Annotated in this window: 20 protein-coding genes; 13 read left to right on the top strand and 7 right to left on the bottom strand. The window is 61.3% G+C overall.

What is annotated here, in order from left to right; genetic code table 11:
- Positions 1-3 precede the first annotated feature (3 nt).
- The 7 genes from recA (at position 4) to AC07OK_RS04405 (ending at position 5,945) form a co-directional block, all read left to right on the top strand.
- Positions 4-1,131 carry a recombinase RecA gene (gene recA, locus AC07OK_RS04435; RefSeq protein ID WP_217944996.1) on the top strand — a complete coding sequence of 376 codons (1,128 nt, stop codon included), beginning with the start codon at positions 4-6 and terminating at the stop codon, positions 1,129-1,131.
- Between the two features lie 76 nt (positions 1,132-1,207).
- Positions 1,208-1,660: a recombination regulator RecX gene (gene recX / locus AC07OK_RS04430; RefSeq protein ID WP_494689140.1), complete on the top strand. Its 453-nt coding sequence runs from the start codon at positions 1,208-1,210 to the stop codon at positions 1,658-1,660.
- A 254-nt stretch (positions 1,661-1,914) separates the two neighbouring features.
- Positions 1,915-2,499 (top strand): DUF2889 domain-containing protein, encoded by a 585-nt coding sequence (locus AC07OK_RS04425; RefSeq protein WP_494689139.1) that lies wholly within the window; start codon positions 1,915-1,917, stop codon positions 2,497-2,499.
- 77 nt (positions 2,500-2,576) lie between these two features.
- The gene (sucC, locus tag AC07OK_RS04420) at positions 2,577-3,746 is read left to right on the top strand and encodes an ADP-forming succinate--CoA ligase subunit beta (protein ID WP_445231717.1); all 1,170 of its coding nucleotides are present in this window, start codon (positions 2,577-2,579) and stop codon (positions 3,744-3,746) included.
- Positions 3,747-3,759: 13 nt separating this feature from the next.
- Positions 3,760-4,641 (top strand): succinate--CoA ligase subunit alpha, encoded by an 882-nt coding sequence (sucD, locus tag AC07OK_RS04415; protein WP_116992124.1) that lies wholly within the window; start codon positions 3,760-3,762, stop codon positions 4,639-4,641.
- 65 nt (positions 4,642-4,706) lie between these two features.
- Positions 4,707-5,282 carry an FHA domain-containing protein gene (locus AC07OK_RS04410; RefSeq protein WP_494689138.1) on the top strand — a complete coding sequence of 192 codons (576 nt, stop codon included), beginning with the start codon at positions 4,707-4,709 and terminating at the stop codon, positions 5,280-5,282.
- A 195-nt stretch (positions 5,283-5,477) separates the two neighbouring features.
- The gene (locus AC07OK_RS04405) at positions 5,478-5,945 is read left to right on the top strand and encodes a pilin (RefSeq protein ID WP_494689137.1); all 468 of its coding nucleotides are present in this window, start codon (positions 5,478-5,480) and stop codon (positions 5,943-5,945) included.
- 65 nt (positions 5,946-6,010) lie between these two features.
- On the opposite strand, the gene AC07OK_RS04400 is transcribed toward AC07OK_RS04405, so the two are convergent.
- Positions 6,011-6,721: a flagellar brake protein gene (locus AC07OK_RS04400; protein ID WP_494689136.1), complete on the bottom strand. Its 711-nt coding sequence runs from the start codon at positions 6,719-6,721 to the stop codon at positions 6,011-6,013.
- A gap of 355 nt (positions 6,722-7,076) precedes the next feature.
- On the opposite strand from AC07OK_RS04400, the gene AC07OK_RS04395 reads away from it, so the two are divergent.
- From AC07OK_RS04395 to AC07OK_RS04385, 3 genes are read left to right on the top strand one after another with little or no spacing between them, the layout of a single operon-like run.
- The gene (locus tag AC07OK_RS04395) at positions 7,077-7,568 is read left to right on the top strand and encodes an Hcp family type VI secretion system effector (protein WP_494689135.1); all 492 of its coding nucleotides are present in this window, start codon (positions 7,077-7,079) and stop codon (positions 7,566-7,568) included.
- A gap of 8 nt (positions 7,569-7,576) precedes the next feature.
- The gene (locus AC07OK_RS04390; RefSeq protein WP_494689134.1) at positions 7,577-8,065 is read left to right on the top strand and encodes a penicillin-insensitive murein endopeptidase; all 489 of its coding nucleotides are present in this window, start codon (positions 7,577-7,579) and stop codon (positions 8,063-8,065) included.
- Positions 8,062-8,442, top strand: coding sequence for a hypothetical protein (locus tag AC07OK_RS04385; RefSeq protein ID WP_494689133.1), 381 nt, complete (start codon positions 8,062-8,064; stop codon positions 8,440-8,442). The genes AC07OK_RS04390 and AC07OK_RS04385 overlap by 4 nt, the downstream gene beginning before the upstream one ends.
- A gap of 29 nt (positions 8,443-8,471) precedes the next feature.
- On the opposite strand, the gene AC07OK_RS04380 is transcribed toward AC07OK_RS04385, so the two are convergent.
- Both AC07OK_RS04380 and moaC read right to left on the bottom strand, forming a co-directional pair.
- Complete coding sequence (locus tag AC07OK_RS04380; RefSeq protein ID WP_494689132.1) at positions 8,472-8,960, bottom strand: hypothetical protein; 489 nt, start codon at positions 8,958-8,960, stop codon at positions 8,472-8,474.
- A gap of 50 nt (positions 8,961-9,010) precedes the next feature.
- Positions 9,011-9,514 carry a cyclic pyranopterin monophosphate synthase MoaC gene (moaC, locus tag AC07OK_RS04375; RefSeq protein WP_494689131.1) on the bottom strand — a complete coding sequence of 168 codons (504 nt, stop codon included), beginning with the start codon at positions 9,512-9,514 and terminating at the stop codon, positions 9,011-9,013.
- 112 nt (positions 9,515-9,626) lie between these two features.
- On the opposite strand from moaC, the gene AC07OK_RS04370 reads away from it, so the two are divergent.
- On the top strand, positions 9,627-11,300 hold the full coding sequence (locus tag AC07OK_RS04370) for a beta-barrel assembly-enhancing protease (protein WP_494689378.1): 1,674 nt from the start codon (positions 9,627-9,629) through the stop codon (positions 11,298-11,300).
- Here the strand turns inward: AC07OK_RS04370 and AC07OK_RS04365 are convergent.
- From AC07OK_RS04365 to AC07OK_RS04350, 4 genes are read right to left on the bottom strand one after another with little or no spacing between them, the layout of a single operon-like run.
- Positions 11,275-11,859, bottom strand: a complete 585-nt coding sequence (locus AC07OK_RS04365) for a DUF2946 family protein (RefSeq protein WP_494689130.1) — start codon at positions 11,857-11,859, stop codon at positions 11,275-11,277. The genes AC07OK_RS04370 and AC07OK_RS04365 overlap by 26 nt on opposite strands.
- Positions 11,852-12,826 carry a YheT family hydrolase gene (locus AC07OK_RS04360; protein ID WP_494689129.1) on the bottom strand — a complete coding sequence of 325 codons (975 nt, stop codon included), beginning with the start codon at positions 12,824-12,826 and terminating at the stop codon, positions 11,852-11,854. The genes AC07OK_RS04365 and AC07OK_RS04360 overlap by 8 nt, the downstream gene beginning before the upstream one ends.
- 18 nt (positions 12,827-12,844) lie before the next feature.
- Entirely contained in the window at positions 12,845-13,270 is a 426-nt protein-coding gene (locus AC07OK_RS04355) for a YybH family protein (RefSeq protein WP_494689128.1), read from the bottom strand.
- A gap of 29 nt (positions 13,271-13,299) precedes the next feature.
- Positions 13,300-13,506 (bottom strand): zinc-finger domain-containing protein, encoded by a 207-nt coding sequence (locus AC07OK_RS04350; RefSeq protein ID WP_117014229.1) that lies wholly within the window; start codon positions 13,504-13,506, stop codon positions 13,300-13,302.
- Between the two features lie 137 nt (positions 13,507-13,643).
- Between AC07OK_RS04350 and AC07OK_RS04345 the strand changes: the two genes are divergently transcribed.
- Together AC07OK_RS04345 and AC07OK_RS04340 are read left to right on the top strand one after the other, a co-directional pair.
- Positions 13,644-14,390, top strand: a complete 747-nt coding sequence (locus AC07OK_RS04345) for an AzlC family ABC transporter permease (RefSeq protein ID WP_494689127.1) — start codon at positions 13,644-13,646, stop codon at positions 14,388-14,390.
- Positions 14,383-14,712 carry an AzlD domain-containing protein gene (locus AC07OK_RS04340; RefSeq protein WP_494689126.1) on the top strand — a complete coding sequence of 110 codons (330 nt, stop codon included), beginning with the start codon at positions 14,383-14,385 and terminating at the stop codon, positions 14,710-14,712. Before AC07OK_RS04345 ends, AC07OK_RS04340 begins: the two co-directional genes overlap by 8 nt.
- Positions 14,713-14,778: the final 66 nt, after the last annotated feature.

The following is a 14,778-nucleotide window of genomic DNA, read 5'->3' as shown; positions in this document are numbered from 1 at the left end:
ATTATGGACGATAAAAAAGCTGTTGTACCTGCATCAGAAAAAGCCAAGGCGCTGGCCGCCGCGCTGGCCCAAATCGAGAAGCAATTCGGCAAAGGCTCCGTAATGCGCATGGACGCCAACACGCCGATCGAGGACGTGCAGGTCGTGTCGACCGGTTCGCTCGGCCTCGATATCGCCCTGGGCGTCGGCGGCTTGCCGCGCGGCCGCGTGGTGGAAATCTACGGCCCTGAATCGTCGGGCAAAACCACGCTGACCCTGCAAACTATTGCTGAAATGCAAAAGCTGGGCGGCACCTGCGCCTTCATCGACGCCGAACACGCGCTGGACGTCGGCTACGCACAGAAACTGGGCGTCAACCTGCACGAGCTGCTGATCTCGCAGCCGGACACCGGCGAACAAGCGCTGGAAATCTGCGACGCGCTGGTGCGCTCCGGTTCGGTCGACCTGGTGGTCATCGACTCGGTCGCCGCGCTGACGCCACGCGCCGAGATCGAAGGCGACATGGGCGATTCGCTGCCGGGCCTGCAAGCCCGCCTGATGTCCCAGGCGCTGCGCAAGCTGACCGGTTCGATCAACCGCACCAACACCCTGGTCATCTTCATCAACCAGATCCGCATGAAGATCGGCGTCATGTTCGGCAGCCCGGAGACCACCACCGGCGGCAACGCGCTGAAGTTCTACGCCTCCGTGCGCCTGGACATCCGCCGCACCGGCTCGATCAAATCGGGCGACGAGGTGATCGGCAACGAAACCAAGGTCAAGGTCGTCAAGAACAAGATCGCGCCGCCGTTCAAGGAAGCGCACTTCGACATCCTGTACGGCGCCGGCACCTCGCGTGAAGGCGAGATCCTGGACCTGGGCGTGGAAGCGAAGATCGTCGAGAAGTCCGGTTCCTGGTACAGCTACAACGGCGAGCGCGTCGGCCAGGGCAAGGACAACGCCCGCATCTTCCTGCAAGAGCGTCCGGAGCTGGCGTGGGAAATCGAAAACAAGGTCCGCGAATCGCTGGGCGTGCGCGTACTGCCGCCGCTGGCCGCCGACAAGGGCGACACCGTGGTCAAGCTGAAATCGGTCGACAAGGCCGACAAGGCCGATAAAGCGGACAAAGGCGACAAGGCCGACGCCGCGTAATCAGCGTCCGCTTGATCCCGAACCACCGCGCTGTTCATTCAGCCGGTGGTTTTCTCATTGTGCAGAGGTTTTTTCTATGGCAGCACCGCAACTTAGCCTGAAGGGCCGCGCCCTGCGCTATCTGTCGATGCGCGAACACAGCCGCATGGAACTGGCCCGCAAGCTGGCGCGCTACGCGGAGGAGGGCGACGACGTCGAAGCCCTGCTCGACCTGCTGGAAAAGAACAACTGGCTGTCGCAGGAGCGTTTCTCCGAGGCGCTGATTCACCGGCGTTCGGCCCGCTTCGGCAACAGCCGCATCGTCGCCGAGCTGCAAAGCCACGGCATCAAGGGCGAGGAACTGCAGGAACTGAAGGCCGGCCTGGCCGCAGGCGAGACCGAACGCTGCGTCGAGGTCTGGAACCGCAAGTTCGGCATCGTGGCCGCCGATCCGCAGGAGCGCAACAAACAGATGCGCTTCCTGCTGCAACGGGGATTCTCCCAGCGCGCCGTGCAAACCGCCCTGAAAGGCGCGCCGGAAGACGATTGAGCCGCTGCCGCGCCGCACCATGCAATGTTTCCATGACTGAAATAAGACTGGTGAATTTCTTGTAAAAACGATCTCAAAACGGCCATTTTTCCTTCCAAAAGATATGTTCTGACGCAACTGGAGGTCTTGATGTGCTACACTTTTGGGGTTTTTGCAGCGCCGCAGGTGCGGTAGTTGTCCGTAGAAGCTGCGGACACGTGCGATCAGCACATGGCTGCTTACTAAATTTCTGTCGCGAGAGCGGCATCGGTCTTATGTCCCTGTCAACCCCAGTTAACCGACGTGCGCTCCGGCACACGCGCGCAATTGCCGTCCAAGCGTACGCACGCGATGACGGGCTGTGGGATCTCGACGCCCATATCACCGACATCAAAGTGATCGACACCGTGCTGGCCTCCGGCCCACGTGCCGCCGGCACCCCTCTGCATGACCTGCACCTGCGTTTGACCGTTGATCTGCAACTGAACATTGTCGATGCCGAAGCCGCATCCGATGCCGTTCCGTATCCCGGCCACTGCGACACCATCGCCCCCGATTATAAAAAACAGCTCGTCGGCCTGAACCTGATGAAGGGTTTCCGCCAGGAGCTCAAGCAACGCCTGTCCGGCATCGCCGGCTGCACCCATTTGACCGAACTGGCGCAGATCCTGCCCACGGCCGCGGTGCAGGCGTTCGCCAACGATGTCTGGTCGACCAACGACGCGGCGACCGAAAACGACGGCGTGCCGCGCCAGAAGCCGTTTCAACTCGACAAATGCCATGCCCTGCGCACCGACGGCGGAGCAGTGGCGCAGTTTTACCCGCGCTGGGTGGCCAAAGCAGCACCAGGTGGCGCGTAGCAATCTCTGCTTACTAGATTCACACATTTCGCAGTATCAACCGATTTTTACACATCAGCATCAGAAGGGAAGCCAGCATGAAAATCCATGAGTATCAAGGCAAAGAAATCCTCCGAAAATACGGAGTGACGGTTCCGCGCGGTATTCCGTGCATGTCCGTTGAAGAAGCAGTCAAAGCTGCTGAAACCTTGGGCGGCCCGGTCTGGGTTGTAAAAGCACAAATCCACGCCGGTGGCCGTGGTAAAGGCGGCGGCGTCAAAGTCGCAAAATCGCTGGAACAAGTCAAAGAATTCTCCGAGCAGATCCTGGGCATGCAGCTGGTCACGCACCAGACCGGCCCTGAAGGCCAGAAAGTACGCCGCCTGCTGATCGAAGAAGGCGCGGACATCAAGAAAGAACTGTACGTATCGCTGGTCACCGACCGCGTATCGCAGCGCGTTGTGCTGATGGCTTCCTCCGAAGGCGGCATGGACATCGAAGAAGTTGCCGAGTCCCACCCAGAACTGCTGCACTCGATCGCCATCGACCCATCGATCGGCCTGACCGACGCTGAAGCCGCTGGCATCGCCGCCAAGATCGGTGTGCCGGAAGCTTCGATCGCCGACGCCGTCACCAACCTGCAAGGCCTGTACAAAGCCTACTGGGAAACCGACTCGTCGCTGGCCGAAATCAACCCGCTGATCCTGACCGGTTCGGGCAAGGTCATCGCTCTGGACGCCAAGTTCAACTTCGACGCCAACTCGCTGTTCCGTCAACCAGAAATCGTCGCTTACCGCGATCTGGACGAAGAAGATCCAGCTGAAGTCGAAGCATCGAAATTCGACCTGGCCTACATCTCCCTGGACGGCAACATCGGCTGCCTGGTGAACGGCGCCGGCCTGGCCATGGCCACCATGGACACCATCAAGCTGTTCGGCGGCGAGCCAGCCAACTTCCTGGACGTAGGCGGTGGCGCCACGGCTGAGAAAGTGACCGAAGCCTTCAAGATCATGTTGAAAAACCCAGGCCTGAAAGCCATCCTGGTCAACATCTTCGGCGGCATCATGCGTTGCGACGTGATCGCCGAAGGCGTGATCACCGCAGTCAAGGCCGTGTCGCTGAACGTGCCGCTGGTGGTCCGCATGAAGGGCACCAACGAAGACCTGGGCAAGAAGATGCTGGCCGATTCCGGTCTGCCTATCATCGCAGCCGACACCATGGAAGATGCAGCGAAGAGCGTAGTCGCCGCCGCTGCCGGTCAAGCTTAATTAAGGAATCAACATGTCCATTCTGATCAATAAAGATACCAAAGTCGTTACCCAAGGTATTACCGGCAAAACCGGTCAATTCCACACCCGCGGTTGCCGCGACTACGCGAACGGCAAAAATGCTTTCGTGGCAGGCGTGAACCCGAAGAAAGCCGGCGAAGATTTCGAAGGCATTCCTATTTTCGCTAACGTTGCAGAAGCGAAAAAAGAAACCGGCGCCAACGTTTCCGTGATCTACGTACCGCCAGCAGGCGCTGCCGCTGCGATCTGGGAAGCTGTCGAAGCTGAACTGGACCTGGCCATTTGCATCACCGAAGGCATTCCTGTCCGCGACATGATGGCCCTGAAGGACCGCATGGCTAAAGCAGGTTCGAAGACCCTGCTGCTGGGCCCTAACTGCCCAGGCCTGATCACCCCTGACGAAATCAAGATCGGCATCATGCCAGGTCACATCCACCGCAAGGGCCGCATCGGCGTGGTTTCGCGTTCGGGCACCCTGACCTATGAAGCAGTCGGTCAGCTGACCGCACTGGGCCTGGGCCAATCGTCGGCAGTCGGCATCGGCGGCGACCCGATCAACGGTCTGAAGCACATCGACGTCATGAAGATGTTCAACGACGATCCTGATACCGACGCGGTCATCATGATCGGCGAAATCGGTGGTCCAGACGAAGCCAACGCGGCTTACTGGATCAAAGACAACATGAAAAAACCGGTCGTCGGCTTCATCGCCGGTGTGACCGCTCCTCCGGGCAAGCGCATGGGCCACGCCGGCGCGCTGATCTCCGGCGGCGCTGACACCGCACAAGCCAAACTGGAAATCATGGAAGCTTGCGGCATCACCGTCACCAAGAACCCGTCCGAAATGGCGCGTCTGCTGAAAGCAATGCTGTAATAACAGCTTGCTTTAGTGTGGAATAATGGGGGAGCTTCGGCTCCCCTTTTTTATCGGAGAACAGATTGGCGAAGATCCTCATCTCGCGGGATGGACAGGTAGAACAGCAAGTACAACTGAGCAAAGAGCGGATGACCATCGGCCGTCACCCGCGCAACGACATCGTGCTGGCGCATCCGGCCGTTAGCGGCGACCACGCCGTCATCGTCACCATCCTGGACGACTCCTTCCTGGAAGACCTGCACAGCACCAACGGCACCTTCGTCAATGGCCACCGCATCGGCAAGCACTTCCTGCAACACCAGGATGTGATCAAAATGGCCAAGTTCCAGGTCGAGTTCGTCGCCGACGGCGTGCGGCCCATGATGGCGGCGGAGCCGGTGCTGGCGCAAATCGAAGTATTAAATGGCAACAATGCCGGCAAGCAGATGGCACTGACCAAGCCGCAGACCACGCTCGGCCGCGCCGGCGTGCAGGTGGTGGTGATCCATCGCCAGCCCGACGCCTACACCATCACCCACCAGGAAGGCGCGCAGCCGCCGCTGGTGAACGGCATCGCCCTGGGCAAGCAGGCCCAGCGTTTGAATCACGGCGACGTGATCGACCTCAGCGGAACCCAGATGGCCTTCCGCATCGCCTGACAATAATTGTCAACGGCGACCCTGGCTGACAAATTGCGGCCCGCGACTGACAAAAAACGGCAGTCCGGGCGACTCAAAGCGACAGTTTTTGGCATATTTTGTGGTTTTTGACCCGAAAAACAGGCTGGCACACCAATTGCTCATAGCTAAGTGTCCTACCAAATTTTGATGTTCAACACACCCCAGGAGTCGAAAATGAAATCCATGAAAATGATGAAGAAACAAGCCCAGGCCGGCTTCACCCTGATCGAACTGATGATCGTCGTTGCCATCATCGGTATTCTGGCCGCAGTCGCGATTCCAGCGTACAGCGACTACACCGTGAAAGCCAAGATGGCCAATGCCCAGGGCGCGATCGATTCGATCAAGACTGCGGTGTCGCTGTGTGCCCAGGAAGGTGGAGGGGACCTGACCGGTTGCAACGCCGGCGCCAAAGGCGTACCGACCTTCACCCCGACCAAGGAAGTTTCCGGCGCCACCGTCACCGACGGCGTGATCGTTGAAACCTTCGCCACCGGCGTCGGCAAAAACATCGACGGCTTGACCGCCACCTTCACCCCGACCATCGCCCCCGGTGCGGCTAACGTCAGCTGGAACGTGACCACCACCGTCACCAACACCGCAGCGTCGGCAGCACTGACCAAGAACAACGTAGTGCCTTAATGTTCAGGTGCTGAACGAAGAAAACCGGCCTCGGCCGGTTTTTTTTCGTTCCTGCACAGAGCGGATCAGACGATCTTCTGGCGATCGGCGATCAGCGCCTCGTAGGTCAAGTTTTGCAGCATCGTGTAGTGGACCGGGTCCAGGTCGATGAACTGCACGCCGTAGGTGAACACCTCGGGCTTGTCGCCGGCGGCCGGCTTGACCACGTTGATGTTGCGGATGGTGGCATTCGGATTGATGCGCACCTGGCGGTTGCCGGGCTGGGCGATCAGGTAGAACGACAGGCCGACCTGGGCTTCGTCGTCCGACAGCTTCTTGGACGATTCGATCAGCGCGCCGGAGACGCTCAGGTTCACCAGGAACACGGAATTGGTGCCGGCGGGTGAAGACACCTGGGCCGGGATATCGACCTTGACCCGCATCGCCGCGCGCAGGCTGGTGCCCTGGATGGACTGCGGGAACGACAGGTGGACATAGAACAGCGGACGCGGAAACACCCGTTGCACCACGCAGGAGAAGGAGCACACGTTGACGCCGGAAAAGACGCGGATGGTCAGCTTGTCGCCGTCGTTGAGGGCGATCGGTGCGCCATTCTCGAACGGAACCTTGACGATCATGTACTCGTCCTTGGCCCAGCCGATCAGCGTGGAGAAGTGCTGGATCGGCTTGATCGTGCGGTGGGTGATGAACTGAATCCTGCCGCCCACCTGCAGATTCATTTGCTCGAATTCGTATTCCTGAGTCTTGGCTTCGCTCGGAGGAGGGTTGCTGCTCATTCAAATTCTTTCTCGTATGCGCGAGGCGGGTACGGTGAGGCCTACGTCAAAAGATTACTTCAGTGACATTTATTATATACCCACCAATCAAAGGTAACAATCAGACAATACAAGAGGTTGCTGATTGGTCGCAGACTAGCCTGCCAGCGGCGGCCCAACGCTGAAAACCGTTGCATTTCGGAGTGGGGGACCGGGCAACCTTCCGAGCGAACTGTTGGACGATAAATTATAGATCACCGTGCTGTGATCCTTATCTACCCAGGACTGATTATTTGGCGGCGCCTGAGAAGGCGCAAAGTCCTCGATACGGTAGTCACTAATACTTGCTCCATCGTTCATACAACGGAGAGCAATCATGGCAATCGACGTGTATCTGCAAATTGATGGTGTAAAGGGCGAGTCGGCGGATTCCGCGCATACAGGTTGGATAGAAATTAGCTCCGCCCACTTTGGCGTCGAACAACCCAAGAGCGCCACGTCGTCTACCGCTGGCGGCCACACGGCCGAACGCTGTGAGCACCGCAGCATCGCGCTCACCAAGATAGCCGATCTTTCCTCACCGATTTTGATGCAACTCTGCTCCGCTGGTAAAACCATCGCCAAGGCGAAGTTGGAGTTCATGCGCGCTGATGGACAGGGGGAGCGTGTCAGATACTACGAAGTCGAACTGGAAAACGTGCTGATTGGCAACATCAATCAGATGGTGCACGAAGGCGATATCCTGCATGACAGCTTTGCGTTGAAGTTCTCCAAGATCAAGCACAAGTACACGCAGCAGAAAATCGGCGGTGGTGCCGGCGGCAATACGTCGGGCGGCTGGGACTTAGCGGCCAACAAAGTTGTCTGAGGTCCGCCATGGCCCAAGAACAAGAACAAGAACCGCAGGACTCTCGGCATTACTTTATGGTTCCTCAAGCGCCCCAAGACGCCGGCTACTACGTGTACGGCAGGCTTGACGGCAAACCAAGCAGAGGCGCCTACCAGTATGCAAACGCCACGATGCTTACCTCCATCCTGTGGGTCGAAAGGGAATGGCAGCTAATCGATGACCGGAAGTTTGGCGTCGGAGACATCAGCCTTGCTGGCGGCCCGAAGCACCAAGACCACGCCTCGCATAGAAGCGGTTTGGAAGTGGACATACGGCCTATCCGCAAAGACGGCAAGCACGAGCCTTGCAGATGGTGGGATGCAGAGTACGATCACGACGCCACGCAGCGTCTGATCGAACTATTCTGCATCTATTCCCCGGTCATTCTGATCTATTTCAACGGCCCGAATTTACCCGTGGTGAGGAAGCGCATCAAGCATGACGACCATTTTCACGTCCAACTAGTAGCCCCATGACTATGAGAAAACTAATCTGGCTGGCCCTCAGCGGCGGCATGACCCTTTCCCTGGCTTATGCGACAGAGTGGTCCGGCGAATGGAAGGCGTTTCGCGCGACCTACACGATCTATTCCGGTGAACTGGCGGAGCGGGAGGCGCCAACCGCTGCCGAGCGGAACATGACGGTGGCGTTTGAAGGCCAAGCGGCCAAGGATCTATTCGACTCGATTGGTCCTGATTCTCGCGATACATGCAGCCAAGACAAGGGCGACAGGGAGCGACGCAAGAGGGGAATCCTATGCACCTATACCTTGAAGGGCCCCGGGCGTGGATACCAGTGCTGGATTGGGCTCAACCTGCGCACAGGCGAAAGCATTCCAACCATAAGTTGCTGAGATTCCTGCCATGCTTCTCTGCCAGCTAGTTAGCTCTTGGGACGAGTTGCTTTCTCTTTCCTGAATTTTTCTTGTTCATTTCCACCCCACAGCAGGAAAAGATAAAGCCCAACAAAACCGAATGTCGGGCCGAAAACATGGTCCTCCATGTCTCGCTCTGCAACATTGGTCGTTACATCGTCCGGTAAATAGGTGACGAAAACCTGGTCGCCAATTTTGAGCCTGTCGCAACCTTGATTGCCTTTCCCGGGACGGCCGGCTCCAGATATTTCCTTTTGATCGACAACAAAACGGTATTCGATATGCGGCTTGTTGTTTATACTGCAATCTTTGTTCGTCAGCACACCAGTTTGTTGCACGCCATGCTTGGCAAGGAGATGGTCCTGGCGCAGCGAGGGTAGTAAAAAGAGAAGGAAGAAAATGGTGACCGCAAGCGCCCAAAAATAGCGGTACTTTTTCTTTATTGGGATAACGATATAGAGCAGAAGCGCGATGACGGGGGCAAACAGGAATAGCATGGTGGCCTACAAAATGTTGGGTGAATGCTATCGATGATCTCTACGGCCGTTTAGCTCGTCGCGCTCCAATCGCCCGACTTGCCGCCATGTTTTTCCATCACGCGGATATCGGTCATGACCATGCCGCGATCAACGGCCTTGCACATGTCGTACACCGTCAGCAGGCCGACCTGCACCGCCGTCAGCGCCTCCATCTCCACCCCGGTCTTGCCGTAGGTTTCGACCTGGGCCTTGCAGTGCACGCTGGAATTGGCTTCGTCGGTCTCGAAATCGACCGTCACCCGGGTCAGCGCCAGCGGGTGGCACAGCGGCACCAGGTCGCTGGTGCGCTTGGACGCCATGATCGCCGCGATGCGCGCGATGCCCAGCACGTCGCCCTTTTTTGCCGTGCCGCCGGTGATGATGGCCAGCGTTTCCGGCTTCATGCGGATGCTGCCGCTGGCCAGCGCAATGCGGTGCGTCTCGGTCTTGGAGCCGACATCGACCATGTGCGCCTGGCCGGAGCCGTCGAAATGGGTCAGTTGATCTGCGGGGGCGGAGTTTTCGATGGTCATGGTGGGCTTCAAAACGTAACAAAATAATTCGTCGGCGGACGCCGTGCTGGTGCGCCCAAGTTGCGGGTATCATATCATCGTGAATACAAAACGCTCCCCCCGCTCTCTGCGCCTGCGTGTAGTTGCCGCCGCGCTGCTGGTCGCCATGCCCCTGGCCATGGCGCAGGATGTTCTGGCGCCCGCCAAAATCCCGAACCTGCCCGCGCTAGGCGATACCGAACGCCAGGACTTGTCGCCGCTGATGGAGCGCAAGCTGGGCGAGGAAATCATGCGCGATATCCGCCGCGACCGCGATTTCCTCGACGACGGCCCCATCCTCGAATACCTGAACACCTTCGGCAACTCGCTGGTCGCCGCCCGTCCCGGCGCGCGCGGCGAGGCCAATTTCGACTACTACTTCTTCGCCGTGCGCGATCCGCAGCTGAACGCCTTCGCGCTGCCCGGCGGCTTCATCGCCGTGCACTCGGCGCTGCTGCTGGCGGCGCAGTCCGAGTCCGAGCTGGCCTCGGTGCTGGGCCACGAGATCGGCCACGTGGCGCAGCGCCACATCGCCCGCTCGATCGGCCAGCAGAAGCAGGACGCCTTGATTCCGCTGGCGGCAATGATCCTGGCGGCGCTGGCCTCCAAGGCCGGCGGCGACGCGGCCATCGGCGTGTTTTCGGCTGGGCAGGGCCTGGCCATCCAGCGGCAACTGAACTTCGGCCGCGACGCCGAGCGCGAGGCCGACCGCATCGGTTTCCAGATCATGGGCGCGGCCGGCTTCGACACCTCGGGCATGGTGGCCTTCTTCCAGCGCATGCAGACCGCGACCCGCAACTACAGCGACCTGGTGCCGGCCTATCTGCAAAGCCACCCGCTGACCACCGAGCGCATCGCCGATATCCAGGCCCGCATCCGCGAGCAGCCCTACAAGCAGCGCCAGGACAGCCTGGACTTCTACCTGGTGCGTTCGCGCGCGCGCGTGCTGCAGGACCCGAGCTCGGCCGGCCTGGCCGAGGCCAAGGTGTTTTTTGAAGGCCAGATGCAGCAGGAAAATCGTCAGCAGGTCACCGCCGGCCAGTACGGCATGGCTTTCCTGTCGCTGAAAAAAGGCGACACCGCGCAAGCCCAGGCCTGGCTCGACAAGGCGCGCGCGACCTTCGACAAGCCGCCCGCCGCCGGCACCTTCAGCCTGGCCGCGCGGCCGGCGCCGGATTCGATCTTCGTCAGCACCTCGATCGAGATCAAGCTGGCGCAGCCGGACAACAAGGCCATGATCGAAAAAGGACTGGCCGAGGCGGACGCGGCGCACGTGCAGTTCCCGCTGTCGCGCGGCATTGCGCATCAATATGGCGAGGCCTTGATCGCGGCGGGCAAGCTGGAGGAAGCGGCCGTCTATCTGCGCGACCAGGTGCAGCTGTACCGCGAAGATCCCGATGCCTACGACTTGCTGGCGCAGACCTATTCCAAGCAGGGCAAGCTGGCCTTGCAGCATATCGCGCTGGCGGAATCGTATGTGTTGCAGGGCGGCGTGCTGTCGGCGCTGGACCAGCTGAGCTACGCGCGCAAGTCGCCCGATGCGTCCTTCTACGACCAGGCCGTGATCGATGCGCGCGAGCGCGAGTTGCAGGCCCGGCGGCGCGAGGAGCTGGGCGAGAAGGGCAAGAAGGATTTACGCGAGGCCGATGCGCGCCCGGCGTTCAAGGCGGAGATGCGCCACAATGCGGAAGAGGCAACGCCGGCCAACCGCTACGACCGCATGCGTCAGGATGCCGACAGTCTTACGAAGGGGCGACAGGTACGCTGACGTAGCCGTAGCGCGCCGGCAGTTCGGCGGCGGCCACGCGGCGCACGTCCACGCCGTCCAGCGTCAGCGCGCCGGACACCGTCCCCTCCATCCACGCCAGCAGGTCTTCATCGACCACGGCGGCGCCGTTCATGTTCAGCAGCGGCAGCACGTGGGCGAAATCGCGGTCGTCCAGCTGCGCCACCACGGCGCCGCTGCGCAAGACCAGCGCCCCGGTCTCCGTCAGCACCACTTCCTCGACCGCCCCCAGCGCCGCGCCCGTGTGCAAGCTCCAGCCCTGCGCGGGATCGGTGCGGACGATGTAGGGCGTGGCCTCCAGCTGCACGTACACGCGCTGCGGGCCGTTCTGGAAATACCAGCAGCCGCGCTGGTCGGCGGCGTAGTTGCGCACGATGAAGGCGACCAGCGCCGCGTGCTGCAGTTTGTCGCCCGGCAGGTTCAGATGCTGGGCGCGCTCGTCGCGCATGCGCCAGTTGCCGCGCGCGTCCAGCCCCAGCCAGCCGTAGCAGTGGGGCACGTTGGGCCACTTGGCCAGCGCCTGCTTGACGATATCATCCATGTTGTTGCGCCAGCGTGGGGTGGGTGGCGCTCACGCCTTCCATGAAGTGGATCAGGCGCTGCGGCAGCCAGTGCAGCTTGCCCGGCAGGCCGCCGACGGCAAAGCCCACATGGCCGCCCTCGGCGGGATAGTCCAGCACCACGTTCGGCGCCGCGCGTTGCGGCAGGTGGCGGCCGGGCAGGAAGGGATCGTTCTTCGCGTTCAGCACCAAGGTCGGCACGGTGATGTCGTCCAGCACGTGCTTGGCGCTGGCGCGGTCCCAGTAATCGTCGGTGTTGCGGTAGCCGTGCAGCGGCGCCGTCACCACGTTGTCGAAGGCGTACAGGTCGCGCGCGGCGTGCAGCGCGTCGAGGTCGAACAGGCCGGGGAACTGCTTGAGCTTGGCGATGCACTTGGGCTTGAGCGTCTGCAGGAACATGCGCGTGTAAATCATGTTGAAGCCGCTCGACAGCGAGACCCCGCCCTGCGCCAGGTCCAGCGGCGCCGACACCGCGCAGGCGGCATCGACAAAATCGGCCTGGTGCTGCGACTCGCCCAGCCAGCGCAGCAGCGCGTTGCCGCCCAGCGAGACGCCGGCGGCGTAGAACTTGCCGCTGCCGCGGCCGTGCAGGCGGCGCACGATCCAGTCGATCTCGGCGGCGTCGCCCGAGTGGTAGAAGCGCGGCGCGCGGTTGGGCTCGCCGGAGCAGCCGCGGAAGTGCGGTACCGCGCCCGACCAGCCGCGCGCGGCCACATCGGCCATCAGCGCCCGCGCGTAGTGGCTGTCGGACGAGCCTTCGAGGCCGTGGAACAGCACCACGAAGGGCCGGCCCGGCTGGCCGTCGACGAAATCGACGTCGACGAAATCGCCGTCCGGCGTCTCCCAGCGCTCGCGCCGGAACGGCACCGCCGGCTTGGCGATGCAGGTGGCGGGATAGATGGTTTGCAGGTGGCCGGAGGGGAGCCAGAATGGGGCGCTGTACTTCATGACGGACTCAGCACGGCATCAATGCAGGATCTGGCTGTGGGTATCGACCGGCGCCGGTCCCGGCGCCACCGACACATGGTGCAGCACGATGCGCCAGCCGCGCGGCGTCTTGACGTAGACGTTGGTGGCGACCAGGTGCGCGGCCTCGCCGGCGGCGGCGGTGCCCTCGACCACCGTGTGCACCGAACTCATCAGATTATGGGTTTCGTGCAACTGCGACGGCACGATGTGCAGGCCGCCGTGTTCCAGGATCGCGGCCCACGAGCTGCGGATCGCCGCGTGCCCGATCAGGCGCGGCCCGCCCGGATGCACGCAGACGATCTCGTCGTCGTCGGCCCACAGCGCCATCAGCGCGTCCAGGTCGGCGCGGTTGAGCGCGTCGTAAAACGCCGATTCGGTCTCGGCGGCACTGCCATTCAACTGCTTGACTCGCTTGGTGGGCATGCTGGCTCCGGGGCGCGCTGGCTGGGGGATCAGTGGTGACCGACGACGGTGCCCGGCTTCAGGCGATAGGCGGTGCCGCAGTACGGGCACTTGGCGATGCCGTCGTGGTTGAATTCCAGGAACACGCGCGGGTGGGACGACCACAGCGGCATGGCCGGGTTAGGGCAGTGGGCCGGCAAGTCCTTGCCCTCGAGCTCAACTGCGTTGGTGGCGGCGGACGTGTGGGCGTTGGTCATATTCGTGTGCTCCGTAAGGCTGAGGAAAACCACGATTTTAACGGATTCGCGCATTGAGCAAAAATCATCGGTAAAATAGCGCCTCTACAACCCCGGTGCGGCCTGCTATGTGGCGGGAATGACACACGACTACGCACATGACCGAATTGAGCAGCGCCCCTCCCCAGCCCTACGTCGCCGAGCACCACGAACCCTCGTGGCGCGAAGGTCTCAAGACCGGCACTCCCACCTTGTTCGGCATCGGCGCCTGGGGCCTGGTGGTGGGCATCGCCATGGTCAAGAGCGGGCTGACGGTGCCGCAGGCGCTGGGCATGACCTTGCTGGTGTTCGCCGGATCGGCCCAGCTGGCGGCCTTGCCGCTGATCGCCTCGCACTCGCCGATCTGGGTCATCTTCGCCACCGCCGTCGTGGTCAACCTGCGCTTTGTCATCTTCTCGGCCCTGCTGGCGCCGCATTTCGCCCAGCTGCCGTGGCGCAAGCGCTTCGTGCTCGGCTACGTGGCCGGCGACATGACGGTGGCGCTGTTCCTGCACAAATACCCCAGCGAGGCGCCGCAGGTGGGCAAGCTGTCCTACCTGAAAGGCCTGCTGTACCCGAACTGGGGCGCCTGGCAGGTCGGTTCGATCGCCGGCATCTTCCTCGGCAGCGCCGTGCCGGCCGAATGGGGGCTGGGCTTTGCCGGCACCCTGGCCATCATCTGCGTGATGATCCCGCTGATGGTCGGCCGTCCCGCGCTGTGCGGCGTGCTGGTGGCCGGCGCGGTGTCGGTGCTGGCGGCCGGTCTGCCGTACAAGCTGGGCCTGCTGCTGGCCGTGCTGGTCGGCATGCTGACCTCGATGGCGATCGAAGAGGGTGTCGAAAAATGGAGAAAAACCCATGGCTGATTGGGAAGTCTGGATCATCATCGGCGTGCTGGCGCTGGCCACCGCCGCCACCCGCAGCTCGTTCTGGCTGATCGGCCAGCACATCACCATCCCCAAGCGGGTGCAGGAAATGCTGCGCTTTGCGCCGGCCTGCGCCCTGGCGGCCATCGTCGCGCCCGACCTGATCATGGTCAACAGCCAGCCGCTGCTCGATTTGAGCAATCTCAAACTGGTATCAGGCATCGTGGCGACGATCTTTTATTTGCTGCGACGCAATATGTTGCAGACAATTGTGTTCGGCATGGCCTTTTACACGGCTTTGCGGCTGATCCATGTATTTTAATAACAGCTAAATCACGCCATCCTTGCGGTAAAATAGCGCTCTTTCTTCAACTCGACCTTTGGGTAA

The sequence above is a fragment of the Duganella sp. GW821-FHT07G03 genome (assembly GCF_059418605.1).
This window is presented reverse-complemented; position numbering and strand designations above follow the sequence as displayed.

Bases quoted from the DNA above. Each gene is read 5' to 3' on its own strand.
- sucC (WP_445231717.1), top strand. From the start codon at position 2,577: ATGAAAATCCATGAGTATCAAGGCAAAGAAATCCTCCGAAAATACGGA.
- AC07OK_RS04365 (WP_494689130.1), bottom strand. From the start codon at position 11,859: ATGGATGATATCGTCAAGCAGGCGCTGGCCAAGTGGCCCAACGTGCCC.
- AC07OK_RS04355 (WP_494689128.1), bottom strand. From the start codon at position 13,270: ATGCCCACCAAGCGAGTCAAGCAGTTGAATGGCAGTGCCGCCGAGACC.
- AC07OK_RS04425 (WP_494689139.1), top strand. From the start codon at position 1,915: ATGTCCCTGTCAACCCCAGTTAACCGACGTGCGCTCCGGCACACGCGC.
- AC07OK_RS04395 (WP_494689135.1), top strand. From the start codon at position 7,077: ATGGCAATCGACGTGTATCTGCAAATTGATGGTGTAAAGGGCGAGTCG.
- AC07OK_RS04385 (WP_494689133.1), top strand. From the start codon at position 8,062: ATGACTATGAGAAAACTAATCTGGCTGGCCCTCAGCGGCGGCATGACC.
- sucD (WP_116992124.1), top strand. From the start codon at position 3,760: ATGTCCATTCTGATCAATAAAGATACCAAAGTCGTTACCCAAGGTATT.
- AC07OK_RS04380 (WP_494689132.1), bottom strand. From the start codon at position 8,960: ATGCTATTCCTGTTTGCCCCCGTCATCGCGCTTCTGCTCTATATCGTT.
- AC07OK_RS04400 (WP_494689136.1), bottom strand. From the start codon at position 6,721: ATGAGCAGCAACCCTCCTCCGAGCGAAGCCAAGACTCAGGAATACGAA.
- AC07OK_RS04350 (WP_117014229.1), bottom strand. From the start codon at position 13,506: ATGACCAACGCCCACACGTCCGCCGCCACCAACGCAGTTGAGCTCGAG.
- AC07OK_RS04340 (WP_494689126.1), top strand. From the start codon at position 14,383: ATGGCTGATTGGGAAGTCTGGATCATCATCGGCGTGCTGGCGCTGGCC.
- AC07OK_RS04405 (WP_494689137.1), top strand. From the start codon at position 5,478: ATGAAATCCATGAAAATGATGAAGAAACAAGCCCAGGCCGGCTTCACC.
- AC07OK_RS04345 (WP_494689127.1), top strand. From the start codon at position 13,644: ATGACCGAATTGAGCAGCGCCCCTCCCCAGCCCTACGTCGCCGAGCAC.
- AC07OK_RS04360 (WP_494689129.1), bottom strand. From the start codon at position 12,826: ATGAAGTACAGCGCCCCATTCTGGCTCCCCTCCGGCCACCTGCAAACC.
- recX (WP_494689140.1), top strand. From the start codon at position 1,208: ATGGCAGCACCGCAACTTAGCCTGAAGGGCCGCGCCCTGCGCTATCTG.
- moaC (WP_494689131.1), bottom strand. From the start codon at position 9,514: ATGACCATCGAAAACTCCGCCCCCGCAGATCAACTGACCCATTTCGAC.
- recA (WP_217944996.1), top strand. From the start codon at position 4: ATGGACGATAAAAAAGCTGTTGTACCTGCATCAGAAAAAGCCAAGGCG.
- AC07OK_RS04390 (WP_494689134.1), top strand. From the start codon at position 7,577: ATGGCCCAAGAACAAGAACAAGAACCGCAGGACTCTCGGCATTACTTT.